This is a genomic window from Nocardioides sp. PD653-B2 (assembly GCF_002117935.1).
GTDB lineage: Bacteria > Actinomycetota > Actinomycetes > Propionibacteriales > Nocardioidaceae > Nocardioides.
In genome coordinates this window covers 13,973-36,971 of sequence record NZ_BDJE01000033.1, presented here as the reverse complement: position 1 = coordinate 36,971, position 22,999 = coordinate 13,973, and the positions used below count along the sequence as shown (strand labels likewise).

General features: G+C 71.2%; 28 protein-coding genes. 14 read left to right on the top strand and 14 right to left on the bottom strand.

Going from position 1 to position 22,999, the window contains the following annotated elements; genetic code table 11:
• Positions 1 to 46: 46 nt before the first annotated feature.
• Together PD653B2_RS14735 and PD653B2_RS25905 are read right to left on the bottom strand one after the other, a co-directional pair.
• Complete coding sequence (locus PD653B2_RS14735) at positions 47 to 1,258, bottom strand: transaminase (protein WP_207559399.1); 1,212 nt, start codon at positions 1,256 to 1,258, stop codon at positions 47 to 49.
• A complete protein-coding gene (locus PD653B2_RS25905; RefSeq protein ID WP_278247476.1) occupies positions 1,255 to 1,389 on the bottom strand; it encodes a hypothetical protein in 135 nt (44 codons plus the stop codon). The genes PD653B2_RS14735 and PD653B2_RS25905 overlap by 4 nt, the downstream gene beginning before the upstream one ends.
• 137 nt (positions 1,390 to 1,526) lie before the next feature.
• On the opposite strand from PD653B2_RS25905, the gene trmB reads away from it, so the two are divergent.
• Complete coding sequence (gene trmB, locus PD653B2_RS14730) at positions 1,527 to 2,261, top strand: tRNA (guanosine(46)-N7)-methyltransferase TrmB (protein ID WP_085873144.1); 735 nt, start codon at positions 1,527 to 1,529, stop codon at positions 2,259 to 2,261.
• Here trmB and PD653B2_RS14725 read toward each other — a convergent pair.
• Positions 2,233 to 3,261, bottom strand: coding sequence for a LacI family DNA-binding transcriptional regulator (locus PD653B2_RS14725; RefSeq protein WP_085873143.1), 1,029 nt, complete (start codon positions 3,259 to 3,261; stop codon positions 2,233 to 2,235). The genes trmB and PD653B2_RS14725 overlap by 29 nt on opposite strands.
• A gap of 47 nt (positions 3,262 to 3,308) precedes the next feature.
• On the opposite strand from PD653B2_RS14725, the gene PD653B2_RS14720 reads away from it, so the two are divergent.
• Entirely contained in the window at positions 3,309 to 4,694 is a 1,386-nt protein-coding gene (locus tag PD653B2_RS14720) for a GH1 family beta-glucosidase (RefSeq protein ID WP_085873142.1), read from the top strand.
• On the opposite strand, the gene PD653B2_RS14715 is transcribed toward PD653B2_RS14720, so the two are convergent.
• From PD653B2_RS14715 to PD653B2_RS14695, 5 genes are all read right to left on the bottom strand, one after another.
• Positions 4,691 to 5,632 (bottom strand): carbohydrate ABC transporter permease, encoded by a 942-nt coding sequence (locus PD653B2_RS14715; RefSeq protein ID WP_085873141.1) that lies wholly within the window; start codon positions 5,630 to 5,632, stop codon positions 4,691 to 4,693. The genes PD653B2_RS14720 and PD653B2_RS14715 overlap by 4 nt on opposite strands.
• Positions 5,629 to 6,591, bottom strand: coding sequence for a carbohydrate ABC transporter permease (locus tag PD653B2_RS14710; RefSeq protein ID WP_085873140.1), 963 nt, complete (start codon positions 6,589 to 6,591; stop codon positions 5,629 to 5,631). Before PD653B2_RS14710 ends, PD653B2_RS14715 begins: the two co-directional genes overlap by 4 nt.
• 128 nt (positions 6,592 to 6,719) lie before the next feature.
• The gene (locus PD653B2_RS14705; protein WP_085873139.1) at positions 6,720 to 8,105 is read right to left on the bottom strand and encodes an ABC transporter substrate-binding protein; all 1,386 of its coding nucleotides are present in this window, start codon (positions 8,103 to 8,105) and stop codon (positions 6,720 to 6,722) included.
• 369 nt (positions 8,106 to 8,474) lie between these two features.
• Complete coding sequence (locus PD653B2_RS14700) at positions 8,475 to 9,185, bottom strand: tetratricopeptide repeat protein (protein ID WP_085873138.1); 711 nt, start codon at positions 9,183 to 9,185, stop codon at positions 8,475 to 8,477.
• An 11-nt stretch (positions 9,186 to 9,196) separates the two neighbouring features.
• The gene (locus tag PD653B2_RS14695) at positions 9,197 to 10,003 is read right to left on the bottom strand and encodes an RDD family protein (RefSeq protein WP_085873137.1); all 807 of its coding nucleotides are present in this window, start codon (positions 10,001 to 10,003) and stop codon (positions 9,197 to 9,199) included.
• A gap of 41 nt (positions 10,004 to 10,044) precedes the next feature.
• Here PD653B2_RS14695 and PD653B2_RS14690 point away from each other — a divergent pair, with 41 nt between their 5' ends.
• A complete protein-coding gene (locus PD653B2_RS14690) occupies positions 10,045 to 11,040 on the top strand; it encodes a stage II sporulation protein M (RefSeq protein WP_085873136.1) in 996 nt (331 codons plus the stop codon).
• Between the two features lie 149 nt (positions 11,041 to 11,189).
• On the opposite strand, the gene PD653B2_RS14685 is transcribed toward PD653B2_RS14690, so the two are convergent.
• From PD653B2_RS14685 to PD653B2_RS14665, 6 genes are read right to left on the bottom strand one after another with little or no spacing between them, the layout of a single operon-like run.
• A complete protein-coding gene (locus PD653B2_RS14685; RefSeq protein ID WP_085873135.1) occupies positions 11,190 to 12,482 on the bottom strand; it encodes a DUF58 domain-containing protein in 1,293 nt (430 codons plus the stop codon).
• A gap of 55 nt (positions 12,483 to 12,537) precedes the next feature.
• Positions 12,538 to 13,506: an AAA family ATPase gene (locus PD653B2_RS14680; RefSeq protein ID WP_085873134.1), complete on the bottom strand. Its 969-nt coding sequence runs from the start codon at positions 13,504 to 13,506 to the stop codon at positions 12,538 to 12,540.
• The gene (locus tag PD653B2_RS14675) at positions 13,503 to 14,651 is read right to left on the bottom strand and encodes a DUF4350 domain-containing protein (protein WP_085873133.1); all 1,149 of its coding nucleotides are present in this window, start codon (positions 14,649 to 14,651) and stop codon (positions 13,503 to 13,505) included. Before PD653B2_RS14675 ends, PD653B2_RS14680 begins: the two co-directional genes overlap by 4 nt.
• A complete protein-coding gene (locus PD653B2_RS25045) occupies positions 14,651 to 15,268 on the bottom strand; it encodes a DUF4129 domain-containing protein (protein WP_089503976.1) in 618 nt (205 codons plus the stop codon). The genes PD653B2_RS14675 and PD653B2_RS25045 overlap by 1 nt, the downstream gene beginning before the upstream one ends.
• Positions 15,265 to 16,362, bottom strand: coding sequence for a hypothetical protein (locus PD653B2_RS25900; protein WP_165763489.1), 1,098 nt, complete (start codon positions 16,360 to 16,362; stop codon positions 15,265 to 15,267). Before PD653B2_RS25900 ends, PD653B2_RS25045 begins: the two co-directional genes overlap by 4 nt.
• A 48-nt stretch (positions 16,363 to 16,410) precedes the next feature.
• Positions 16,411 to 16,938, bottom strand: a complete 528-nt coding sequence (locus PD653B2_RS14665) for a carboxymuconolactone decarboxylase family protein (RefSeq protein WP_085873132.1) — start codon at positions 16,936 to 16,938, stop codon at positions 16,411 to 16,413.
• Positions 16,939 to 17,517: 579 nt separating this feature from the next.
• On the opposite strand from PD653B2_RS14665, the gene rpsJ reads away from it, so the two are divergent.
• The 11 genes from rpsJ to rpsQ are packed head-to-tail and all read left to right on the top strand — an operon-like array spanning position 17,518 to position 22,946.
• Complete coding sequence (rpsJ, locus tag PD653B2_RS14660) at positions 17,518 to 17,826, top strand: 30S ribosomal protein S10 (protein WP_008360994.1); 309 nt, start codon at positions 17,518 to 17,520, stop codon at positions 17,824 to 17,826.
• A gap of 10 nt (positions 17,827 to 17,836) precedes the next feature.
• Complete coding sequence (gene rplC, locus PD653B2_RS14655; RefSeq protein WP_085873131.1) at positions 17,837 to 18,496, top strand: 50S ribosomal protein L3; 660 nt, start codon at positions 17,837 to 17,839, stop codon at positions 18,494 to 18,496.
• 2 nt (positions 18,497 to 18,498) lie between these two features.
• Complete coding sequence (gene rplD / locus PD653B2_RS14650) at positions 18,499 to 19,275, top strand: 50S ribosomal protein L4 (RefSeq protein WP_085873130.1); 777 nt, start codon at positions 18,499 to 18,501, stop codon at positions 19,273 to 19,275.
• On the top strand, positions 19,272 to 19,577 hold the full coding sequence (gene rplW / locus PD653B2_RS14645; RefSeq protein ID WP_085873129.1) for a 50S ribosomal protein L23: 306 nt from the start codon (positions 19,272 to 19,274) through the stop codon (positions 19,575 to 19,577). Before rplD ends, rplW begins: the two co-directional genes overlap by 4 nt.
• A gap of 41 nt (positions 19,578 to 19,618) precedes the next feature.
• Complete coding sequence (rplB, locus tag PD653B2_RS14640) at positions 19,619 to 20,455, top strand: 50S ribosomal protein L2 (RefSeq protein ID WP_085873128.1); 837 nt, start codon at positions 19,619 to 19,621, stop codon at positions 20,453 to 20,455.
• A 5-nt stretch (positions 20,456 to 20,460) separates the two neighbouring features.
• Entirely contained in the window at positions 20,461 to 20,742 is a 282-nt protein-coding gene (gene rpsS / locus PD653B2_RS14635) for a 30S ribosomal protein S19 (protein ID WP_028644799.1), read from the top strand.
• Entirely contained in the window at positions 20,739 to 21,176 is a 438-nt protein-coding gene (gene rplV, locus PD653B2_RS14630) for a 50S ribosomal protein L22 (RefSeq protein ID WP_085873127.1), read from the top strand. Before rpsS ends, rplV begins: the two co-directional genes overlap by 4 nt.
• The gene (rpsC, locus tag PD653B2_RS14625) at positions 21,176 to 22,006 is read left to right on the top strand and encodes a 30S ribosomal protein S3 (protein WP_085873126.1); all 831 of its coding nucleotides are present in this window, start codon (positions 21,176 to 21,178) and stop codon (positions 22,004 to 22,006) included. Before rplV ends, rpsC begins: the two co-directional genes overlap by 1 nt.
• A gap of 3 nt (positions 22,007 to 22,009) precedes the next feature.
• Positions 22,010 to 22,429 (top strand): 50S ribosomal protein L16, encoded by a 420-nt coding sequence (gene rplP, locus PD653B2_RS14620; RefSeq protein ID WP_085873125.1) that lies wholly within the window; start codon positions 22,010 to 22,012, stop codon positions 22,427 to 22,429.
• On the top strand, positions 22,429 to 22,680 hold the full coding sequence (gene rpmC, locus PD653B2_RS14615) for a 50S ribosomal protein L29 (protein WP_085873124.1): 252 nt from the start codon (positions 22,429 to 22,431) through the stop codon (positions 22,678 to 22,680). The genes rplP and rpmC overlap by 1 nt, the downstream gene beginning before the upstream one ends.
• Positions 22,677 to 22,946, top strand: a complete 270-nt coding sequence (rpsQ, locus tag PD653B2_RS14610) for a 30S ribosomal protein S17 (protein WP_085873123.1) — start codon at positions 22,677 to 22,679, stop codon at positions 22,944 to 22,946. The genes rpmC and rpsQ overlap by 4 nt, the downstream gene beginning before the upstream one ends.
• Positions 22,947 to 22,999: the final 53 nt, after the last annotated feature.

The window sequence follows — 22,999 nt, the reverse complement described above, 5'->3', positions numbered from 1 at the left end:
GAGCCGTCAGGCTCGGGGGTCCTTTGCTGTGTCAGGCACTCGCCGGTCAGGCGAGCAGCGCGGCGACCGCGTCGCCGAAGACCTCGGTGTGCCGGTCGACGTCGGCGGGCGTGTGGTGCGGGCTGAAGAGCGCCATGTTGTGGAAGGGCGTGAGCAGCACCCCCCGGTTGAGGCACCACAGGTGCAAGAACCCCTCGAGCTCGTCGTCCACGGCGGCGGCCGCTGCAGCCCCGTCACGCGGGGGCGGGCAGAACCAGTACTCGGCGCGACAGCCCAGCCGCTGCACGTGCCAGGGCAGGCCGTGGGCGGCGATCACCCCGGCGACGCCCTCGGTGAAGCGCTCGGCGAGCGGTACGGCGACCGCGAAGTCCTCGTCGCGCAGGCAGGTGGACAAGGTGGCACGGATCGCCGCGGTCGCGAGCGCGTTGGCGGTGAGCGTGCCGCCCACGCCCGCGACGTCGATCTCGTGGCCGACCATCGGCCCGGTCAGCCGCTCGGCCACCGCCGTGCTCATGCCGTACGCCGCGCAGGGGACCCCGCCGCCGATCGGCTTGCCGACCACGACGAGGTCGGGGTCGAGGCCCCAGGCCGCGGTGCAGCCGCCGGGTCCGGCGCACAGGGTGTGGGTCTCGTCGATGACGAGCAGGACGTCGTGGCGGCGGGTCACCTCACGGACCGCGGCGAGGTAGCCGTCGTCGGGCAGCACGATGCCGATGTTGGTCAGCGCCGGCTCCATCAGCAGGCAGGCGACGTCACCCCGGGCCAGCCGCCGGTCGAGTGCGTCGATGTCGTTGAACGGCACCACGGCGGTCGTCTCGGCGACGTCGACCTGGGGGCCGAGCGCCCCCGGCCGCGCGACCACCTCGTCACCGTCGAGGACGGCGAGCGTCTCGTCGACGGTGCCGTGGTAGCACCAGTCCATCACCGCGACCCGCGGCCGGCCGGTGAGGTAGCGGGCGAACCGGAGCACGAACCGGTTCGCGTCGGTCGCCGACATCGCCAGCTGCCACGACGGCAGGCCGAAGCGGCGGGCGAGCTCCTCGCCGACCCAGACCGCGTCCGCGGACGGCAACATGGTGGTGATCCCGGTCCGCGCCCGCGCCGCGATCGCGTCGGCCACCTGGGGCAGGGCGTGCCCGGTCATCGCACCGGTGTCGCCGAGGCAGAGGTCGACGTACTCCACCCCGTCGACGTCGGTCAGCCGCGCGCCCGCGGCCGTCTCGAAGAAGAGCGGGAAGCGACCGGGCCACCGGGTCATCCACGCATCGGTACGCCGGCGAGCAGCGGCCCGCGGGCCTGCTCCGCCAGAGCGCCGGAGCGGGGGTGGAGGGCGACGAAGCGCTCCTCCTCGATGACGCGGAGGCCGGCCAGACGGGTGCGGTCGATCACGCGGTCAATCTAACCGGCGAGGCGAGCTCCGTGTGGGTGGCCGGCCGTACCTCGACGCGAGGTTCGCCGCCGCCGGCCCGACAGATCCCGCCAGGGGCGGGAGCCCCGGGGGCGGGACCGCCAGAGAGGATGGGGGCATGACCGATCATCGCGACGACGGGGTGCGCCCGGCGAGGCCGCACCACAAGGTCACCGAGGACGGCCACCGGATGCGCGAGGTGCTGACCTATGCGCGTCGCGGCAGCCGGTTCACCCCGCGCCAGCAGCAGGCCTGGGACGCGTACGCCGACCGCTGGTGGGTGCCGGACGAGGCGGTCGACGACCCGGGCTTCTCCCTCGCGGGCTGCTTCGGGCGCGCGGCGCCGCTGATCGTGGAGATCGGCTCCGGGATCGGCGAGTCGACGGTCGCCCTCGCGGCGGCACGTCCGGACCACGACGTCGTCGCCTTCGAGGTCTGGCGCCCCGGGGTGGCCGAGACCCTGGGCCGGGTCGGTGCGGCAGCGCTGGACAACGTGCGCCTGCTGAGCGTCGACGCCGTCTGGTCGATCGAGCACCTGGTCGCGCCGGACTCCCTGGCGGCGCTGTGGACGTTCTTCCCCGACCCGTGGCACAAGAAGAAGCACCACAAGCGCCGACTGATCACGCCGGGCTTCGCTGCGCTGGCCGCGAGCCGGCTGGCCCCGGGGTCCGAGTGGCGGCTGGCCACCGACTGGGCCGGCTACGCCGACCGGATGCTCGAGGTGCTGGACGCCGAGCCGCGCCTCGTCGGCGGCGTCGTCGAGCGCTGGGCCGAGCGGCCCGTGACGAAGTTCGAGCGCAAGGGCCTGGCCGTCGGCCGCGCGATCACCGACCTGGCGTACCGCCGCCGCTAGCGGGCGCGGCGGTGGTGCGGCGCACGACGAGCTCGGTCGGCAGCACCACCTGCTGCGGCTCCCAGTCGTCGTTGCGCATCGCGGCGAGCACCTGCTGGGCGGCGACCCGGCCCTGCTCGTGGACGGGCTGGGCGACCGTCGTCAGGTCGAAGAAGTCGGCCATCTCGTGGTCGTCGATGCCGATCACGGACAGGTCCTCGGGCACCCGCAGACCCAGCTCGCGCGCGACCCGGAGCATGCCGATCGCCATCTCGTCGGAGGCCGCGAAGACCGCCGTCGGCCGGTCCGGCCGGTCGAGGAGCTCGCGGGCCGCCCGCATGCCGCCGGTCATCGTGAAGCCCCCGTCGACCTCGAGGGCGGGCTCGCGGTCGACCCCCGCGGCGGTGAGGGAGCCGCGGTAGCCGGCGAGCCGCGCGGTCGGAGCGGTGAAGTCGAGCACCCCCTCGGTGGTGCCGCCGACGTACCCGATCCGGCGGTGGCCGAGGTCCAGCAGGTGGCGCATCGCGGTCCGGGCGGCGAGCTCGTCGTCGATGCGCACCGTGGCCCAGCCCGGGAGGTCGGCGCCGACGATCGTCACCGGTCGGTCGAGGCGCACCAGCCGGCTGAGCTCGTCGGGGCTCGGCTTCAGGCTGAGCACGAGGACGGCGTCGACCCGCTTGGTCAGCAGGTTGGTCTCGAAGACCCGGTGTCGCGCCGAGGCGTCGCCGGCGAGGTTGTAGAGGAGCAGGTCGTAGCCGCGCTCGCGGAGCACCTCCTCGGCTCCCTGCACGACCGCGGCGAAGAACCACTGGGTGACGAAGGGGACCACGACCGCGACCGTCCGGGTCTGCCCGGTCGCCAGTCCGGCGGCGCTGGGGGAGGGGACGTAGCCGAGCCGACGGGCGGTCTCCCGCACGCGGGCGCGGGTCTCCTCGGAGACGCCGGGGAGGTTGCGCAGCGCCCGGGAGACCGTGGCGGTCGACATCTCCACCTCGCGCGCGACGTCCTTGATCCCGGTCACAGCGGGAGCGCTCCCACTCCGGTCTCCGACGTACTACGGTGGGCCGCATGAGCACGCACCTTCCCGACGGGTCCACCTTGGCGTACGGCGTCGCGACCGCGGCCTACCAGATCGAGGGCGCGACCACCGAGGACGGTCGGGGCGAGTCCGTCTGGGACACCTTCTCCCGCCGGCCCGGGGCCATCCGCGACGGCCTCGACGGGTCCGTGGCCTGCGACTCCTACCACCGCTACGAGGAGGATCTCGACCTGGTCCGCAACGTCGGGGCGGGCTGGTACCGCTTCTCGGTCGCCTGGCCGCGGATCCTGCCCGCGGGCACCGGCCGGGTCGAGACCCGGGGGCTGGACTACTACGACCGCCTGGTCGACGCGGCGCTGGCGCGCGGCGTACGGCCGATGGGAACGCTCTACCACTGGGACCTCCCGCAGGCTCTCGAGGACCGCGGCGGCTGGCTCGAGCGCAGCACCGCCGAGGCCTTCGCCGACTACGCCATGGTCGTCCACGACCGCCTCGGCGACCGGCTGCGGGTGTGGGCCACCCACAACGAGCCGTGGTGCGCCGCCTACCTCGGTTACTCCGCGGGCATCCACGCCCCCGGCCGCACGGAGGGCGGCGCGGGGCATCGGGCCGCCCACCACCTCAACCTCGCCCACGGGCTGGCCGCCGCCCGCCTCCATGCAGCCGGTGCGACCGACGTCGGCATCGTGCACAACCTGGCGCCGTTCTGGCCGGAGAACCCGGAGGCCGTGGGTGCCGCCGACGAGCTCGACGCCGTGCGCAACCGGATCTGGCTCGACCCGCTCGTCGACGGGGCGTACGACGACGGGCTGCTGCGCGTCGCGCCCGAGCTGGCCGACCCCGAGCTGGTCCGCGACGGTGACCTGGCGCTGGTGCAGGGCTCCGCCGACTGGCTCGGCGTCAACTACTACACGCCGTTCCGGCCCACGCTCGCCGACCCGGACCTCGAGACCCACCCCGAGGTGGCGGCCTACCCGGGCGTGACCCCGGTGTCGTTCGTGGTCCGCGAGCCCCGCACCGACATCGGCTGGGAGGTCGACGCCTCGGGGCTCGAGGAGCTGCTGGTCGACACCCATCGGCGCACCGGCCTGCCCCTCGTCGTCACCGAGAACGGCGCGGCCTACCCCGACCAGGACCTGGTCGACGGCGTCGTCGACGACCAGGACCGGATCGGCTACCTGCGTGACCACATCGCCGCCACCCAGGCCGCTCGCACCGCCGGCGCGGACGTCCGGGCCTACGTCGTGTGGACGCTCCTCGACAACTTCGAGTGGGCGGAGGGCTACACCAAGACCTTCGGCATCGTCCACGTCGATCCGTCCGACCAGACCCGCACGCCGAAGGCGTCCTACGGGTGGCTGGCCGGACACATCGCGTCCGAGTCCGGGGTGGCTGTCTCCACGCTCCAGCCCTAGCCCTTCACGCTTCCGGCGAGCAGCCCGCGCACGAAGTAGCGCTGCAGCGACAAGAAGACGATGAGCGGGACCACCAGGGCCACGAAGGCGCCTGCGGACAGCAGGAACCAGTCGTTGCCGCGGGTGCCGGACAGCTCGGCGAGCCGAGCGGTCAGCGGGAACGTGGTCGGGCTGCCGAAGGTGATGGCGACGAGCAGGTCGTTCCACACCCAGAGGAACTGCAGGATGCCGAACGCCGCGATCGCCGGGGCCATCAGCGGCAGCATGATCCGGGTGAAGATCTGCACGTGCCCGGCGCCGTCCACCCGCGCCGACTCGATCAGCTCGCCGGGGATCTGGCTCATGAAGTTGTGCAGCAGGTAGATCGCCAGGGGCAGCGCGAAGATCGTGTGCGACAGCCAGAGCGTGTAGAAGCCCCCGCCCGGGGCGTCCGGACCAGCCAGCGGCATCAGGTTGAGGGGCGGATGCACGTAGAGCTTGAGCAGCGGGATCAGGGTGACCTGGATCGGCACGATCTGCAGCGCGAAGATCGCGACGAACAGCAGGTCACGTCCCGGGAACTTCATCCAGACGAACGCATAGGCCGCCAGCGTCGCGATGCAGATCGGGATGACCACCGCCGGGAGGGTGATCACGATCGAGTTCACGAAGTACGTCGTGAGCTTGGTGTCGCTGCCGTGCAGCACCTGGTCGTAGTTCGACATGGTGAACGACGGGTTGGTGAAGATGTTCCACCAGCCGCTGGAGGTGATGTCGGACTCGGGCCGGAACGACGTGATCAGCAGACCCAGCGTCGGGATCGTCCACAGGACGGCGATCACGACGGCGGCCATCGAGGCCCACGGGGAGCTCAGCGCCTGGTGCGCGCTCGTCGAGACCGGCTCGGGTCCCGGAGCGTCCGCCTCGGCGGCGCCGAGGTCGGGCTTGACGGTGGTCATCGGGCCTCCAGCTTGCGCATCTGACGGACGTTGTAGATCACGATCGGCATCACCAGGATGAAGATCAGCACCGCGATCGCGGTCGCCAGGCCCTGGTTGTAGGAGCGGAAGTACTCCGTGTAGAACTGGTAGGCCAGCACGCTGGTGTCGAAGTTGCCACCGGTCGTGGTGCGCACGATGTCGAACGCCTTGAGCGTCGTGATGCTGATCGTGGTGACCACGACGATCAGCGAGGGCCGGATGCTCGGCACGGTGATGAACCGGAACTGCTGCAGGCCGGTGGCGCCGTCGAGACGTGACGCCTCGATCATGTCGTCGGGGATCGCCTTGATCGAGGCCGACAGGATCGTCATCGCGAAACCGACCTGGACCCAGATCAGGATGATGATGAGGAAGAGCGTGTTCCACGGGTCGTTGAGCAGGAACTTGTAGGTGTCGAGGCCGAGTCCCTTGAGGACGGCGTTCGCGACGCCGATCTGGTCCTGGGTGGGGTCGCGGTAGTCGTAGACGAACTTCCAGATGATGGAGGCACCGACCAGCGAGATCGCCATCGGCAAGAAGATCAGCGCCTTGGCGAACTTCTCGAACCGGGACCTGTCGATCAGGACGGCGTAGATCAGGCCGATCGCCGTCGAGACGATCGGAACCAGGATCACCCAGGCGGCGGTGTTACGGAGCACGAGCAGCTGCTCGGAGTCGGTGAAGATGGTCTGGTAGTTGTCCAGGCCGACGAAGCCCTCGCCGGTCTTGTCGAAGAGCGACTGATACATGCTCGTCACAGCCGGGTAGAGCAGGCCGACCCCGATCAGGATGACGGCGGGGAGCACAAAGGCTGCGGCCTGGGCCAGCTCGCCGGTGCGGCTGCGCATGCGTTGGGTTGCGAGGAGGATCACCGCGATCACGGCGAAGAAGACCGCGATCGCGATGAACATCTGGATGAACTTCTCACCTGTCGACATACAGGTTCTCCCGACAGCTCGGGCCGAGGAGCGGCGGCTCGTCGGCCAGGTGGATCCGGATGGTGGTACGACGGGGGCCGGGCCGCGGACGCCGTGGCGTCCGCGACCCGGCCGTGGTCACGCGTCGGTCACGACGGCCAGGACGACTCGATGTTGTCGAGCGCGTCCTGGGTGCTCTCGCCGGTGATCCAGTTGGTCATCTCCTTCCAGAAGGAGCCCGCACCGACCTCGCCCGGCATCATGTCCGAGCCGTCGAAGCGGAAGACCGCGTCGGGGTCCTGCAGGATCTCGCCGGACAGCTGGTCGATCGGGCTGGCCAGGTTGGCGATGTCGAGACCCTTGTTGGCGCTGACCCAGCCGCCGGCCGGGGAGGCCTTGGCCTTCTCGTTGGCCCACACGTCGGTGGACAGGTAGGTCTGGAAGGCCTGCACCTCGGGACGGTCGGAGAAGGCGGCCACGAACTCGCCACCGCCGAGGACCGGGTTGCCGAACTCCTCACCCATCGGCGGGAGGTAGAACGCGAAGACGTCGCCGTTCTCGGAGACGTCCGTGCCCTCCGGCCAGTTCGCCGCGTAGAACGACGCCTGCCGGTGCATCGCGCAGTCGCCCTTGAGGATCGGCAGGCCGCCGTCCTGGAACGCCGTCGTGGCGATCGAGGAGACGTCGCCGATGCCGCCGTTGACGTACTTGTCGTTCTTCAGGATGCCGCCGACGTCGTCGAGCGCCGTGGCGACCGCCGGGTCGTTGAACGGGATCTCGTGCGAGACCCACTGGTCGTAGACGTCCGGGCCCGCGGAGCGCAGCAGCACGTCCTCGAGCCAGTCGGTGGCCGGCCAGCCGGTCGCCTCGCCGGACTCGATGCCCGCGCACCACGGCTTCATGCCGCTGGCGGCGATCTTGTCGGACAAGGCGAGCATGTCGTCCCACGTCTTCGGGATGTCCCAGCCCTTGTCGGCGAACATCTTGGGGGAGTACCAGACGAACGACTTCACGTTGGCGCCCAGCGGGGCGGCGTAGAACGTGCCGTCGACGCTGCCGTAGGACTTCCAGTCCTCACCGAACCACTTGTCGGCGTTGTCCGACACCTGGGAGGGCGCCTCCACGACCTTGCCGCTGCCGACCAGGGTCTGCAGGAGACCGGGCTGGGGCACGTAGGCGATGTCGGGCGGGTTGCCGGCCTGGACGCGCACCTGCAGCTGCGCCTCGAACTCCTTGGAGCCTTCGTACTTCGGGGTGGCGCCCGTGCACGTCGTGAAGAGCTTCCACGAGTCGATGTGCGGCTTGTCCTCGGGCGCAACGATCGAGGTGTAGACCGAGATGGACTTGCCGCTCAGGTCGCCGAAGTCGGCGAGCTGGCTGAGCCCCTCGCACTCGGCCTTGCCTTCGCCGGGCCAGGTCCCACTGACGGCTTCGCCTCCGCCGCTGTCGCTGCTCGCGCATCCGGCGAGGATGAGCCCCGTGCTCGCGAGGGCGGCAGCGAAGGCCACCCCCCGGCGCGTGTTGCGTGATCGCATGCGTGCTTCCTCTCTGGGTTGTCAGCAGGTCCATCCAGGGTCCGCGTGCCCGAAACCCGCTCCGTCCTGGACGATGCAAACGTTTACGCGGCGGCACGTCAAGGATGGCCAATAACGTTTCTGTAACACACGTCACATTTCAATGGGAACGCTCCCACTTCGGGACGTTCGGTTCGCCCGGTGGGGTCGGGCCGGACGATCTCCAGGACCCCGGAGGACGTCGACCTGGCCGCCCAGGTCCCGGCGATGCCGGTCGGTACGGGTGGCGAAGACCCCGGCTCCGCAGCCCGCGCGGCCATCGGTGCGATCTCGGACCGTCCCCTTCGGTCTAGACCGGTCGGGCTCCGGTACCGCCCGGTGGCGGGCGGGTCATCGGGTCAGGAGCTCGAGCTCCTCGTCGACGAACGGGTCGGTGCGGCCCTCGGCGTCGAGCTCGGCCTTGATCTCGCGCTGCATGGTGAGCGCGTCGGCGTGGTGGCCGAGGTTGCGCAGCGCCCACGCGACCATCCACCGGGCGACCCGGATGCCCACGGGGTCACCCTGGCGCTCGCGGGCGGCGAGCGCCTGCTCGAAGACCGCGAGCGCGGTCGTGAAGTCGCCGGCGTCGGCGTGCACCAGGGCGATGTTGTTCAGCAGCGAGGCGTCCCAGTTGCGGGCGGCGGGGTCACCGGACTGGGCGACGATCTCCAGTGCCCGCTCGTTGACCGCCAGCCGGTCGGCGGGGTCGGCGACCAGCGCCTGCATGTGGATCGCGTCGATGCGGAGGACGTCGAGCCCGGCCTCGGCCGCGGACCGCTCCGCGGCGTCGAAGTGCGGCCGGGCCGCCTCCGGGTCGCCGGCCGAGCGGAGCAGCCGGCCACGCTCGAGCGAGACCCGGGCGGCCACCTCGTCGTCGTTGAGGGTGAGGTCATCGAGCAGCGCATGCCCCTCGTCGTACCTCTCCTGGAGGCCGAGCGCCCGGGCCACCTGGGTCAGCAGCACCAGCCGGTCGGCGCCCTCGGCGATGTCGGCCGCGTCGCGGAACCGCCGCTCGGAGCCGGCCGGGTCGTCGAAGTCCCACAGGGAGGTCGCGTCGGTCATGCCCCATGGTCTCAGCCTTTCGTCAGGCGTCGGCGGAGCTCGGCCTCGCGGTTCAGTCGGGCGGTGTCCCGCTCGCGGCGGGACGCGATGACAGCCGCGAGGTAGGCCTCGGGTGGCGTGCCCGGCGGCGGCGGGGGCGCGACGTGCTCGCTGACCTGGGTGGCGAGGCGCGCGCCGATGGTGGCGCGGGAGGCCGGGTCGATCTGGGGCAGTCGGCCGAGGAACTGGCGTACGGCGAGCGCCAGGCCGGTCGGCAGCGACGCGATGTCGGCGCCGGCCGCCCAGCGCGCCAGCTCGGGGGGCATCGCGGCCGGGGGTGCGAGCTTGAGTCGGACCCGCTCGCGCACGACGTACGTGCCGGCGGCGTAGTCACCGAGCCGCTTGCCGCGCGAGCTCAGCAGCGCCGAGAAGAAGGCGGGGCTGCCGAAGAACACGTAGATCTCGACGATGCCGACCAGGGCGCGCACGAAGGCGTGCTGGAAGGAGATGGGGCCGGCGTCGTCGCGGACCGTGCGCAGGCCGAACATCATCTTGCCGATCGACCGGCCCCGGGTCAGCGTCTCGATCGCGGTCGGGAAGACCAGCAGCGAGCCGATGATCGCCGCCAGCATCGCCACCTGGACCAGCGCCAGGTCGGTCTGCGCGGCCGCGATGACGAACGCGATGACCAGCCCGATCAGCAGCAGGAACGTGATGGTCACGTCGATCGCGCCGGACGCGATCCGGGAGCCGAGGCTGGCGGGCGGCAGGTCGAGCGCGACCGCCTCGCCGGTGACGAGGTCGTCGGTGGTGAGCGTCGCGAACTCCGGGGCTGCCATCGCGGTCAGTCTAGGAGCGCCCGGGAGCCTAGGCTGATCGCGTGGACCTGGACGCGTACGTCGCCGCGCACGCGACGGAGTGGCAGCGCCTCGAGCAGCTGACCCGCCAGCGCCGGCTCTCCGGGGCTGAGTCCGACGAGCTTGTCGAGCGTTACCAGCAGGTCGCCACCCATCTGTCGGTCGTGCGCACCTCGGCGCCGGACGCCTCACTCATCGCGCACCTGTCGTCGCTGCTGTCGCGGGCCCGCAACCGCGCGGCCGGCACGCGGACCGGCACCTGGAACGGCGTCCGGCTGTTCTTCGTCGAGCGCTTCCCGGCTGCGCTGTACCGGCTGCGGTGGTGGTGGATCGGCACCCTGGTGGCCAACGTCGCCGTCACCGCGGTGATGATCCTGTGGCTCCTCGACCACCCGAACGTCGAGCAGAGCCTGCTGTCGCCCGCCGAGGTCGACCAGCTCGTCAACCACGACTTCGAGGACTACTACAGCGCGTACGCCGCGAGCCACTTCGCCGCCCAGGTCTGGGTCAACAACGCATGGGTGACCGCGCTGTGCCTGGCGCTCGGGGTGCTCGGCTTCCCGGTGGTCTACCTGCTGTTCCAGAACATCGCGAACCTCGCGATCATCGGCTCGATCATGATCCGCCACGACCACGGCGCCCACTTCTGGGGACTCCTGCTCCCGCACGGCATCCTCGAGCTGACGGCGGTCTTCGTGGCCGGCGGGGTCGGGCTCAAGCTCTTCTGGTCCTGGGTCGAGCCGGGTGAGCTCACCCGGGCCCAGTCCCTCGCCCGTGAGGGGCGCACCGCCGGCACGGTCGCGCTCGGCCTGGTCGCGGTGCTCTTCTGCAGCGGCATGATCGAGGCGTTCGTGACGCCGTCCGGCCTGCCGACCTGGGCGCGGGTCGGCATCGGGATCCTCGCCGAGGCGGTCTTCCTCGCCTACGTCTTCGTGCTCGGCCGCGCGGCGTACCACCGCGGTCAGACCGGCGACATCGACGCGGCGCTGCTCGAGGACCGGGTCGCGACGCAGGCGTGACCGGTGGTCGAGGAGGTTGCGCAGCAACCGTGGAGGCCGGTGGTTGAGGAGGTTGCGCAGCAACCGTCTCGAAACCCCCGCAGCCGACGTGCGCGCGGCGGTTTCCGGGGTCTCCGGACAGGACTTCGCGCTCCCTCGACCTCCGGTTCCTAGAGAAGCCCGCGCGCCTTGAGCCCCAGGTAGTGGTCGGCCAGCGCGGGCGGCAGCCGCTCCGCGTCGGTGTCGAGCACGTCGACGCCGAGCGTGCGCAGCAGGCCGGCGGTGTGCCGGCGCCGGGCGATGACCTGCTCGGCCGCGGCGGCGTCGTACACCTCGTCGAGCGTGTCGTGACGGGCGGCGAGCTCCTCGAGGGCGGGGTCGCGCACCGACGCGAGCACCACCCGGTGGTGCGTGGTGAGCACCGGCAGCACGGGCAGCAGGCCCTCCTCGACCGCGGACGGCTCCAGCGGTGTGAGCAGCACGACCAGCGCGCGCTGGCGGCCGAACCCGGTCACCGCGCCGGCGAGCGACGACCAGTCGGCCTCGGCGATCACCGGCTCCAGGTCGGCCATCGCGTCCTGCAGGTTGGCGGCGACGTCGCGTGCCCCGGCGGACCGCAGCCGGCTGCGGACCCGGCGGTCGCCGGCGACGAAGTCGATCCGGTCACCGGCCCGGGCGGCGAGCGCGGCCAGCAGCAGGGCGGCGTCCATGGCGGAGTCGAGGCGGGGCACGTCGCCGACCCGGCCGGCCGACGTGCGCGAGGTGTCCAGCACGAGCACCACCCGGCGGTCGCGCTCCGGCTGCCAGGTGCGGACGACGACGTTGCGGTTGCGCGCGCTGGCCCGCCAGTCGATCGACCGGACGTCGTCGCCGCGCACGTACTCGCGCAGCGAGTCGAACTCCGTGCCGGCCCCCCGGATCCGCACCGCGGCCCGGCCGTCGAGGTCGCGGAGCCGGGCCAGCCTGCTCGGCAGGTGCTTGCGTGAGTCGAACGGCGGGAGCGAGCGGACCGCGCCCTCGATGACCCGGGTCCGCTGCCGTGCGGCCAGGCCGAGCGGCCCGCGCAGCCGCACGGTGACGCCCACAGCCCTCAGGTCGCCCCGGCGCACGGGGTGAAGAGGGGTGCGCAGCACGACGCGCTCGCCCGGGCCGAGCGCGATCCGGTGCCGGTTGCCGGTGGCGCCGGCGCTCGGCTGCCACGCGTCCCGGAGGAGCCCGCGGAGACGACGGGTCGACGTGTTGGTGGCGAGCAGCCGGGTCTCGGTGGGCTGGCCCTGGCGCACGGTGCCGACCGGCGGTCGCTCGAGCGCCAGCCGGGCGGGAGCGGGGGCGAGCAGGACGTCGAGCAGGACGAGGAGCCCGACCGCGAGCACCCACAGCCACACGGTGCCCATGCTCGGGCGCAGCACGACCGGCACCAGCCCCAGCAGGAGCAGGAGAGGGACGCGGCCGGAGATCGTCATGGGTTTCGGGGTCCCCGGTCGAAGCGGAGCGAAGCGAGCATTCGTCTGGGGTGAGTCATCGGGGGACCGGCACCGACCCCAGGGCGGAGGCGAGCACCTGCGCGACGTCCACGCCCTCGAGCTCGGCCTCGGGCCGCAGCCCGAGCCGGTGCACGAGCGTGGCGTGGGCGAGGGCCTTGACGTCGTCCGGCGTCACGAAATCGCGGCCGGTCAGCCACGCCCAGGCGCGCGCCGAGCGCAGCAGCGCGGTCGCGCCGCGCGGGCTGACGCCGAGGCTCAGTGACGGGGACTCCCGGGTCGCTCGGGCGATGTCGACGATGTAGCCGGCGACGTCCGGGCTGACCTGGACGCGTCCGACGGCCTCGCGCCCGGCCGCGATGTCGGCCGCACCCGCGACCGGGGTCACGCCGGCCCCGGCGACGTCCCGGGGGTCGAAGCCGGCGGCGTGCCGTCGCAGGATCTCCATCTCGGCGGTGCGGTCGGGGATCGGCAGCACCACCTTCAGCAGGAAGCGGTCGAGCTGCGCCTCGGGGAGCGGGTAGGTGCCTTCGTACTCGACGGGGTTCTGTGTGGCCGCCACGAGGAACGGCCGGGGGAGCGGGCGCGAGACGCCGTCGACCGACACCTGGCCCTCCTCCATCGCCTCGAGCAGGGCGGACTGGGTCTTGGGCGGGGTCCGGTTGATCTCGTCGGCCAGCAGCAGGTTGGTGAACAGCGGGCCCTCGCGGAAGCTGAGCTCGCCCTGCCGGCTGTCGATCACCATCGAGCCGGTGATGTCGCCGGGCATCAGGTCGGGGGTGAACTGCACCCGGCGGGTGTCCACCGACAGCGCGCCGGCGAGGGTGCGCACCAGCAGCGTCTTGGCCACACCGGGCACGCCCTCCATCAGCACGTGCCCGCCGCAGAGCAGCGCGACGAGCAGGCCGGAGACGGCGGCGTCCTGTCCGACGACGGCCTTCGCGACCTCGGTGCGTACGGCGGCCAGCCGCTCGCGGGCGTGGTCGCCCGGGGGAGTCTCGGTCATGTGCGGCGTACCTCTCTGTCGAGCTCGGCCAGGTGGCCGGCCAGGGCGATCAGGTCGTGGTCGGTGGCGGGGGTGGGGGCGTGCGGGCCGAGCAGGTGGTCGATCTCCTCCACCGAGCGGCCTGTGTGGCGAGCCAGGTCGCGCACCAGCGCGTCGGGGTCGGGCCGGGCGCCGAGCCCCAGCCGGTCGGCGGCACGGGTCCGGGCGGCGGAGCGCAGGTGGGCCGCCGCGTGGCCGCGGTCGCCGGACCTGCGGTAGAGCCGGCCCCGGCTGCGCGTGGTCTCGATCGCCTTCACGACGACCGGCAGCGGCTCGGTGGCGAGCGGCCCGAGCCGGCGCGCCCGCCAGAGCAGCAGCGCGAGCACGGCGAGCGCGCCGATCCACAGCCCGGGCCGCAGCCCGCGGGGGAGCAGCGTCGTGAGGCTGACCCCGTCGTCGCCGACCAGGTCGTCGAGCGAGGGGACGTACCAGACCAACCGGTCGTGCTGGCCGAGCAGCCGCAGCGCGACCGCGGCGTTGTCGGCGCGCAGCACCTGGTCGTTGCTGAGCACGTCGCCGGCGCCGAGGAGCGTGACGCCCGGCGCCGGCTCGGCCAGCAGCGCCCCGTGCTCGCCGCGGAAGCACCCGCCCGCGACGGGGTACTCGAGCGCCCGGTCGACCTGCAGCGACAGCCCGTCGTACGTCGGGTTCGTGCAGGCGGCGGGGCGGGGGTCGTCGACGGTGACCTGGAAGGGCAGCTCGTCGATCCCGAACGCCTCGGTCGTGCCCGGGCCCGGCTCGGCGAGCACCAGGTCGGCGTCGTCGGCGGCGGCGAGGAGCCGGTCGATCGTGCTCTCCCCGAGCAGCCCGGTCGACGTCACGAGCACGGTGGTGTCCGCGTCGACCCCGGCGTCGTCGAGCGCGTCGGCGCTGCGGACCACCGTGACGTCGACCCCCTGGTCGGCCAGCACCCGGCCGACCGCCCGGCCGCCGACCGGGTCGGGGTTGTCGGGGTCGAGTGCGGCCGTCGTCCGCGCGGTGCCGCCACCCACCAGGAGCACGACCGCGACCGCCAGCACCAACCCGGCGCCGACCACGAGCGTCGACCGCTGCCGGCGGACCCAGCCGCCGCCCGTCGTCGCCCCCGGGGCGGTCGTGGCGGCCATCAGCGCCCCACCAGCGCGTCGTCGAGCCCGAGGACCTCCGCCGCCTGGGCGGGCGAGGCGGGGCGGTCGCCGTACAGCACCGCGTCGAAGAGCGCGGCGCTGCGGTCGACCTGCTCGCGCCGGCCCGGGTGCACGGCGGCGAGCGCGGCCGCGACCTCGTGCGCCGTGGCACCGGGCAGGTCGTCGAGGGCTCCTCGCTCGATCTGGCGGACCGCGACCGCGCGGAAGCCGTCGACGACGGCGTCGCCGTGGCGGCCCTCGGCCAGGGCCCGGTCGGCGCGGGCCCGGAGCTCGTCGGCCGTGACCCGCTCGTCGGTGAGCACCGCGCCGCGCACCCGCGCGGCGCGCGCGGTGCGCCGGGCCTTCGACAGCAGCCAGACCAGCCCGACCGCCAGGAGGAGGAAGACGACCATGGCGGCGAACGTCGACAATGGGGGCGCGTGCGAGGCGGCGTCGATGCTGTCGCTCACGAACCGGTCGACCCGGTCGAGGACCTGCTCGAGGAGGTTGCGGTCGTGGTACTCCGGGTGGACCAGCTCGCGACGCAGCAGCGACCTCGCGTCGTCCGGCGACGGGTCGAGGGGTGGATCCGCGACCAGCGCGAGGAGTGCCCTCACGACGCGGTGATCCCCGCCTGGGCCATCAGCTCGACGTCGTACGCCTCCTTGCGCATCCGCTGGTCGAGGTACTGCAGCGTGGTCACGGCGGCCGTGAACGGCGCGACGAACGCCGTCTGCACCACTGTCCCGACGGCGGCGAGCACCACGCCGATGAGGACCGCGTAGCGCGAGCTCTCCAGGGCGAGCGGCACGATCTGGGCTGCGATCGAGAACGGCGCGGAGAGCATCCCGCCGGCCACGGCCCCGACCACGAAGGTCAGCAGGGCGATCCCGAAGGTGCGCCAGAACTGCTTGCGGGTCAGGCGGAAGCCGCGCCCGATCGCGGCCGTGACTCCGATCCGCTCGATCATCAGCGCCGGCACCGGCAGGTAGTAGACGCGGATCCAGAACCAGACGAGCAGCACGGCCACGGCCGGGACCGAGACGATGCCGAACACGACGACCGCCCACGTCGGCAGCAGTGCGATGACGAGCACCCAGGCCACGACGTAGACCAGCACGATCGCGATCAGCATCAGGGCGAGGAGCAGCGTGAGACCGACCAGCCGCCAGCGGGACCCCCGGGTGGCCGTCCACGCCTCGCCGAGCGAGAGGCGGCGCCCGATCGCCGCGGCCGCGGCGACGTGGGCGATCATGCCGGTCACCAGGATCAGCCCGATCGACTGGAGCAGCGAGCCGAGGACGAGCGATGCGCCCGAGCCGGCGTAGCCCAGCTGCTCGGCGGTCGAGAGGTCGTCCCCGGACTGGTCGAGGGAGAGGTCGAGCAGCACCGTGAGCAGGGCCGTGACCACCACCGGGATCGCCATCGCCACGACGGCCACCAGGACCGCGGAGCCGACGGTCGCCTTCGGGTTGAACCGGATGATCTTGAACGCGGCGTCGTAGATGTCGCCCAGCGCGAGCGGTCGCAGCGGTAGGGCGCCGGGCTTGTGGGCGGCGCCGAGCATGCCGGGCTGGGGTGCCCAGGACGGGCCGGGCGCGGGCGGCGGCGCCCATGTCTGCGGTGCTACGGCCGGGGCCGGCGCCCATCCGGGCGGCGGCGGGCCGCCGGGCTCACTGCCCGGTGGGGGGTACGACTCGTTGCCCGACATGCGTCGCCTCCAGGGGATCGGCCGACGCCATCTTGTCAGCCCGCCCCGTCACGCCTGTCCGTCAGCCCGGATCGCGTGGCTGGGCAGGTGGTTGGGCAGGTGGCTGGGCAGCACGCACTCGGCGTCGAGGCCGAGCACGCGGTTGAGCCGCCCGAACGCGAGCCACGACCCCAGGCACATGGACAGCTCGACGATCTCGCGGTCGGTGTAGGACGCCTTCATCCGTGTCCAGAACCCGGCGTCGAGACCGTGGTGGTCGAGCGCGTAGCGCTCGGCGTACTCCGCGGCGAGCCGGGTCCGGTCGTCGAAGGCGGGCGTGGTGCGCCACTCGGTGACCGACTCCGCGAAGTCGCCCTCGACCTGGACGCCGTCGCGCTCGGTGCGCCAGTCCTGGCAGAAGAGGCAGCCGTTGACCTGGGCGATGCGCAGCCGCGCGGCCTCGAACTCGCGCAGCCCCAGCGTCGTGTGCTCGTAGACGCTGGTGGCGAACGTCGAGGCGGCGATGCCGATGCCCGGCACCATCTCTCCCCAGACGTACAGGATCGGGTCCTTGTCCTCCGGCAGGTCGATGATCACGGTGTCTTCCTTCCGCTCCTCGAGCCCCGCGTGGACGTCGAATAGAACGTGTTCTCGTCCGACATGGGGGACACTAACCCGAGAACGGAAGCCCTGTCTCCTCGCAGGCTCGGAGCCAGGGGCCGGTGGATTTCGAGACGTGTCGCTGGGTCCCGCGCTGGCGCGCGGCCCCCAGCCGACGCTCCTCAATCTCCCCGGCTGAGCCCTGTCTCCTCGCAGGTTCGGAGCCAGGGGCCGGTGAATTTGGCGAGGGCGGGGATCTCTGTCAAGATAGTGCGGTTGCTTCGGCAGGGTTGCCGGGGTGCGCACATCTTGACTACTGAATCGTGTCTCCATGAGGGGTCAGTGGTCCGGCGTGTGGCCGCACCGACCCAGGAGACCCGATCTGCTCGACGAACCGTCGGGCGCCACCCCAGCAGTGTTGCGAGATCCCGGTCTCGTGTTGTGTCCACAAGGCGCGACACGCCCGACCGCGGGGGTCGGAGCAGCAGGGGTGGGAAGCACGGGCGGGACCGACTCAAGCCGGAGGACGTCTCGGAACACGCACGCGGTACTGATCGAGAAGGACGAGAGAGACCTATGGCGGGACAGAAGATCCGCATCAGGCTCAAGGCCTATGACCACGAGGTGATCGACACCTCGGCACGCAAGATCGTGGACACGGTCACCCGTACGGGTGCCAAGGTCGCCGGCCCCGTGCCGCTGCCGACCGAGAAGAACGTGTACTGCGTCATCCGCTCGCCCCACAAGTACAAGGACTCCCGCGAGCACTTCGAGATGCGCACCCACAAGCGCCTCATCGACATCATCGACCCCACGCCGAAGACCGTCGACTCGCTGATGCGTCTCGACCTGCCTGCCGGCGTCGACATCGAGATCAAGCTCTGAGGTTGACGAGATGACTTTCGAACGCAATGTGAAGGGCCTGCTGGGCACCAAGCTCGGCATGACCCAGCTCTGGGACGAGAACAACCGCGTCGTCCCTGTGACCGTGATCGCCGCCAGCACCAATGTGGTCACCCAGGTCCGCAAGCCCGAGACCGATGGCTACAACGCCATCCAGGTCGGGTTCGGCGAGATCGACGGCCGCAAGGTGACCAAGCCGCGTGCGGGCCACTTCGGCAAGGCCGGGACGACCCCGCGTCGCCACCTGGTCGAGATCCGTACCGCTCTCGCGAGCGAGTACACCGTGGGCCAGGAGCTGGCCGTCGACACCTTCGCCGCTGGCGAGGAGATCGACGTGACCGGCACCAGCAAGGGCAAGGGCTTCGCCGGTGTCATGAAGCTGCACGGCTTCCACGGTGTCTCCGCGTCGCACGGTGCCCACCGCAACCACCGCAAGCCGGGATCGATCGGCGCGTGCGCCACCCCCGGCCGCGTGTTCAAGGGCACCCGCATGGCCGGCCGGATGGGTAGTGACACGGTCACCATCCAGAACGTCACCGTGCACGCCGTCGACGTCGAGAAGGGCCTGATCCTGCTCAAGGGTGCCGTTCCCGGCCCCAAGGGTGGCGTCATCGTCCTGCGCTCGGCCGCCAAGAAGACGCAGGAGGTCTGACCATGGCTACCGACACCGAGAAGACCGCCGCGAAGAAGCCGGCTGCGAAGAAGACCGCTGCGAAGAAGACCGCCGCGAAGAAGACCACGGTGAAGAAGTCCAAGGTCGACTTCCCCGCCGCGATCTTCGACGTCGAGGTCAACATCCCGCTGATCCACCAGGTCGTCGTCGCGCAGCAGGCCGCTGCTCGTCAGGGCACCGCGTCCACCAAGCGTCGCGGCGAGGTCCGCGGCGGTGGCCGCAAGCCCTACAAGCAGAAGGGCACCGGCCGGGCCCGTCAGGGCTCGACCCGCGCGCCGCAGTTCGCCGGTGGTGGCGTCGTCCACGGCCCCAAGCCGCGTGACTACGACCAGCGCACCCCCAAGAAGATGAAGGCCGCCGCCCTGCGCGGTGCCCTCTCCGACCGGGCCCGCAACGACCGCATCCACGTGGTCGACTCGCTGATCAGCTCCGACGTGCCGTCGACCAAGGCGGCCATCGCCGCTCTGGCGACGATCGCCGACCGCCGCCGCGTCCTGGTGGTGCTGGAGCGCAACGACAGCGTCACCTGGCTCTCGCTGCGCAACGCGCCCGAGGTGCACATCGTGGCTGTCGACCAGCTCAACACCTACGACGTGCTCGCCTCCGACGACGTCGTCTTCACCAAGGGCGCGTACGACGTGCTGGTGAACGGCGCTGCCAAGGCGACCGACAAGCCCGAGACCGAGGTCGAGGCCCCGGCCGCCGACGTCGCCGTCGACGAGGCTGCTGACGACACCGCCGAGGAGGCTGCCAAGTGAGCACCCTGCACAAGGACCACCGCGACATCCTGCTCGCGCCGGTCGTGTCCGAGAAGAGCTACAGCCTCCTCGACGCGAACAAGTACACCTTCCTGGTGCACCCGGACGCGAACAAGACCGAGATCAAGATCGCGGTCGAGAAGGTGTTCAACGTCAAGGTGACGTCGGTCAACACGATCAACCGCCAGGGCAAGACGCGCCGGACCCGCAACGGTCTCGGCAAGCGCAAGGACACCAAGCGCGCGATCGTCAGTCTGGCCGAGGGCGACCGCATCGACATCTTCGGAGGTCCGGTCTCCTGACCGGGCTCCCGTAGAGACAGAGCAACGAGGACATAAGACTCATGGCTATCCGTAAGTACAAGCCGACTACCCCGGGCCGTCGCGGCTCGTCCGTAGCCGACTTCGTCGAGATCACCCGGACCACCCCGGAGAAGTCGCTGACGCGCCCGCTGCCCAAGAAGGGCGGCCGCAACAACCAGGGCCGGATCACCACCCGGCACCAGGGTGGCGGTCACAAGCGCGCCTACCGCATCATCGACTTCCGTCGCTACGACAAGGACGGCGTCCCGGCCAAGGTCGCCCACATCGAGTACGACCCGAACCGCACCGCGCGCATCGCGCTGCTGCACTACGCCGACGGCGAGAAGCGCTACATCGTCGCGCCGAAGGACCTGACGCAGGGCATCCGTGTGGAGTCGGGCCCCAACGCCGACATCAAGCCGGGCAACAACCTCCCGCTGCGCAACATCCCCGTCGGTACGACGATCCACTGCGTGGAGCTGCGTCCCGGCGGCGGCGCGAAGATCGCCCGCTCCGCCGGCAACAGCGCCCAGCTCGTCGCCCGTGAGGGCAGCCGCGCCACGCTGCGTCTGCCGTCCGGCGAGATGCGCTTCGTCGACGTGCGCTGCCGCGCCACGGTGGGCGAGGTCGGCAACGCCGAGCAGTCCAACATCAACTGGGGCAAGGCCGGCCGCATGCGCTGGAAGGGCAAGCGCCCGACTGTCCGTGGTGTCGTCATGAACCCGGTCGACCACCCGCACGGTGGTGGCGAGGGCAAGACCTCGGGTGGACGTCACCCGGTGTCCCCCTGGGGCAAGCCCGAGGGCCGCACGCGCAAGCGCAAGGCCAGCGACTCCCAGATCATCCGTCGCCGCAAGTCCGGCAAGGGTAGGAAGTAACAGACATGCCTCGTAGCCTGAAGAAGGGCCCCTTCATCGACGACCACCTTCAGAAGAAGGTCGACGCCGAGAACGCCAAGGGCTCCCACAACGTGATCAAGACGTGGTCGCGTCGCTCCATGATCATCCCCGACATGATCGGGCACACGATCGCCGTCCACGACGGTCGCAAGCACGTTCCCGTGTTCGTGACCGACGCGATGGTCGGCCACAAGCTCGGGGAGTTCGCTCCCACCCGCACCTACCGCGGGCACGTCAAGGACGACCGGAAGGGACGCCGCCGATGAGCACCACCGAGCGCAGGCGCACCAGCGCCCGCCGCGAGTCGCTGCTCGGCGACCAGCCGGGTTCCTTCGCGACCGCCCGCTTCGTGCGGATCACGCCGATGAAGGCCCGCCGTGTCGTCGACATGGTCCGCGGGATGCCCGTCGACGAGGCCCTGTCGCTGCTGCAGTTCGCGCCGCAGGCTGCCTCCGAGACCATCTACAAGGTCCTGGAGAGCGCGATCGCGAACGCCGAGACCACCGAGGGCCTCGACACCGGCGACCTGGTCGTCTCCGTCGCCCGCGTGGACGAGGGTCCGACGATGAAGCGCTGGCGCCCCCGCGCCCAGGGTCGTGCGACGCGCATCAACAAGCGCACCAGCCACATCACCCTGGTCGTGCAGCCCGCTTCGGTCCTGGCCGACGCGGCCACCGCCAAGAAGAGGAAGAGTGCCTGATGGGCCAGAAGATCAACCCGAACGGCTTCCGCCTCGGCATCTCCACGGACCACAAGAGCCGCTGGTACGCCGACAAGCTGTACAAGGCGTACGTCGGCGAGGACGTCGCGATCCGCAAGCTGCTCTCCAAGGGCATGGAGCGGGCCGGCATCTCCAAGGTCGAGATCGAGCGCACTCGTGACCGCGTCCGTGTGGACATCCACACCGCGCGCCCGGGCATCGTCATCGGTCGCCGTGGTGCCGAGGCCGACCGCATCCGTGGCGAGCTCGAGAAGCTCACCGGCAAGCAGGTCCAGCTGAACATCCTCGAGGTCAAGAACCCCGAGATCGACGCGCAGCTGGTCGCCCAGGGTGTCGCCGAGCAGCTGACCGGTCGCGTGCAGTTCCGTCGCGCGATGCGCAAGGCCATGCAGACCTCGATGCGTTCCGGTGCCAAGGGCATCCGGATCCAGTGCTCCGGCCGCCTCAACGGCGCCGAGATGTCGCGCACCGAGTTCTACCGCGAGGGCCGCGTCCCGCTGCACACGCTGCGTGCCGACATCGACTACGGCTTCTACGAGGCCAAGACGACCTTCGGCCGCATCGGCGTGAAGGTCTGGATCTACAAGGGCGAGGTCGCCGGCACCCGTGCCGAGCGCCAGGCCCAGGCTGCAGCCCGCGCCGGCGTCCCCGGTCGCGGCGGCAGCAACCGTCCCGCCCGTGGTGGCGAGCGTCCGAGCCGCGGCACCCGCGCCGACCGCCCGACGCGCTCCGACCGCGACGGCGCGCCCGCTGCGGACGCTCCTGCCGAGGCCGCTGCTCCCGCCACCGAAGCTCCGAAGGAGGCCTGAGCCATGTTGATGCCCCGTCGTGTCAAGCACCGCAAGCAGCACCACCCGAACCGGAGGGGTGCGGCCAAGGGTGGCACCCGTCTCGCCTTCGGCGACTTCGGTATCCAGGCGATCGAGGGTCACTACGTCACGAACCGACAGATCGAGTCGGCTCGTATCGCGATGACCCGCCACATCAAGCGTGGCGGCAAGGTCTGGATCAACATCTACCCGGACCGCCCGCTCACCAAGAAGCCCGCCGAGACCCGCATGGGTTCCGGTAAGGGATCCCCGGAGTGGTGGATCGCCAACGTGAAGCCCGGCCGTGTCATGTTCGAACTCTCCGGTGTCGACGAGACCGTTGCCCGCGAGGCCATGCGCCGCGCGATGCACAAGCTCCCGATGAAGTGCCGGTTCATCTCCCGTGAAGCAGGTGAATTCTGATGGCCAGCCAGGGAACTGCGGCCCACGAGCTCGACGAGCTGAACGCCGTCGACCTCGAAGCCAGGCTTCGTGAGGCCAAGGAGGAGCTCTTCAACCTCCGCTTCCAGGCGGCCACCGGCCAGCTGGAGAGCCACGGTCGTCTGCGGACGGTCAAGAAGGACATCGCCCGGATCTACACCGTGGTGCGTGAGCGCGAGCTCGGCATCCGGACGACCCCGGGTCAGGACAGCAACGAGGATGGTGCCGCATGACCGAGCAGACCGCTGAGCGGAACGCCCGCAAGACCCGCGAGGGTCTGGTCGTGAGCGACAAGATGGACAAGACCGTCGTGGTGTCCGTCGAGGACCGCGTCAAGCACGCCATGTACGGCAAGGTCCTTCGCCGGACCAGCAAGTACAAGGCGCACGACGAGAAGAACGAGTGCGGCATCGGTGACCGGGTGCTCCTGATGGAGACCCGCCCGCTGTCCGCCACGAAGCGCTGGCGCGTCGTCGAGATCCTCGAGAAGGCCAAGTAACACTTCGGCCCCGTCCTCGGACAGGTCCGGACAATTCCAATTCAGTTCGGCCA

Bases quoted from the DNA above. Each gene is read 5' to 3' on its own strand.
- PD653B2_RS14735 (WP_207559399.1), bottom strand. From the start codon at position 1,258: ATGACCCGGTGGCCCGGTCGCTTCCCGCTCTTCTTCGAGACGGCCGCG.
- trmB (WP_085873144.1), top strand. From the start codon at position 1,527: ATGACCGATCATCGCGACGACGGGGTGCGCCCGGCGAGGCCGCACCAC.
- PD653B2_RS14720 (WP_085873142.1), top strand. From the start codon at position 3,309: ATGAGCACGCACCTTCCCGACGGGTCCACCTTGGCGTACGGCGTCGCG.
- PD653B2_RS14715 (WP_085873141.1), bottom strand. From the start codon at position 5,632: ATGACCACCGTCAAGCCCGACCTCGGCGCCGCCGAGGCGGACGCTCCG.
- PD653B2_RS14710 (WP_085873140.1), bottom strand. From the start codon at position 6,591: ATGTCGACAGGTGAGAAGTTCATCCAGATGTTCATCGCGATCGCGGTC.
- PD653B2_RS14705 (WP_085873139.1), bottom strand. From the start codon at position 8,105: ATGCGATCACGCAACACGCGCCGGGGGGTGGCCTTCGCTGCCGCCCTC.
- PD653B2_RS14700 (WP_085873138.1), bottom strand. From the start codon at position 9,185: ATGACCGACGCGACCTCCCTGTGGGACTTCGACGACCCGGCCGGCTCC.
- PD653B2_RS14695 (WP_085873137.1), bottom strand. From the start codon at position 10,003: ATGGCAGCCCCGGAGTTCGCGACGCTCACCACCGACGACCTCGTCACC.
- PD653B2_RS14685 (WP_085873135.1), bottom strand. From the start codon at position 12,482: ATGACGATCTCCGGCCGCGTCCCTCTCCTGCTCCTGCTGGGGCTGGTG.
- PD653B2_RS14680 (WP_085873134.1), bottom strand. From the start codon at position 13,506: ATGACCGAGACTCCCCCGGGCGACCACGCCCGCGAGCGGCTGGCCGCC.
- PD653B2_RS14675 (WP_085873133.1), bottom strand. From the start codon at position 14,651: ATGGCCGCCACGACCGCCCCGGGGGCGACGACGGGCGGCGGCTGGGTC.
- PD653B2_RS25900 (WP_165763489.1), bottom strand. From the start codon at position 16,362: ATGTCGGGCAACGAGTCGTACCCCCCACCGGGCAGTGAGCCCGGCGGC.
- rpsJ (WP_008360994.1), top strand. From the start codon at position 17,518: ATGGCGGGACAGAAGATCCGCATCAGGCTCAAGGCCTATGACCACGAG.
- rplC (WP_085873131.1), top strand. From the start codon at position 17,837: ATGACTTTCGAACGCAATGTGAAGGGCCTGCTGGGCACCAAGCTCGGC.
- rplD (WP_085873130.1), top strand. From the start codon at position 18,499: ATGGCTACCGACACCGAGAAGACCGCCGCGAAGAAGCCGGCTGCGAAG.
- rplB (WP_085873128.1), top strand. From the start codon at position 19,619: ATGGCTATCCGTAAGTACAAGCCGACTACCCCGGGCCGTCGCGGCTCG.
- rpsS (WP_028644799.1), top strand. From the start codon at position 20,461: ATGCCTCGTAGCCTGAAGAAGGGCCCCTTCATCGACGACCACCTTCAG.
- rplV (WP_085873127.1), top strand. From the start codon at position 20,739: ATGAGCACCACCGAGCGCAGGCGCACCAGCGCCCGCCGCGAGTCGCTG.
- rpsC (WP_085873126.1), top strand. From the start codon at position 21,176: ATGGGCCAGAAGATCAACCCGAACGGCTTCCGCCTCGGCATCTCCACG.
- rplP (WP_085873125.1), top strand. From the start codon at position 22,010: ATGTTGATGCCCCGTCGTGTCAAGCACCGCAAGCAGCACCACCCGAAC.
- rpmC (WP_085873124.1), top strand. From the start codon at position 22,429: ATGGCCAGCCAGGGAACTGCGGCCCACGAGCTCGACGAGCTGAACGCC.
- rpsQ (WP_085873123.1), top strand. From the start codon at position 22,677: ATGACCGAGCAGACCGCTGAGCGGAACGCCCGCAAGACCCGCGAGGGT.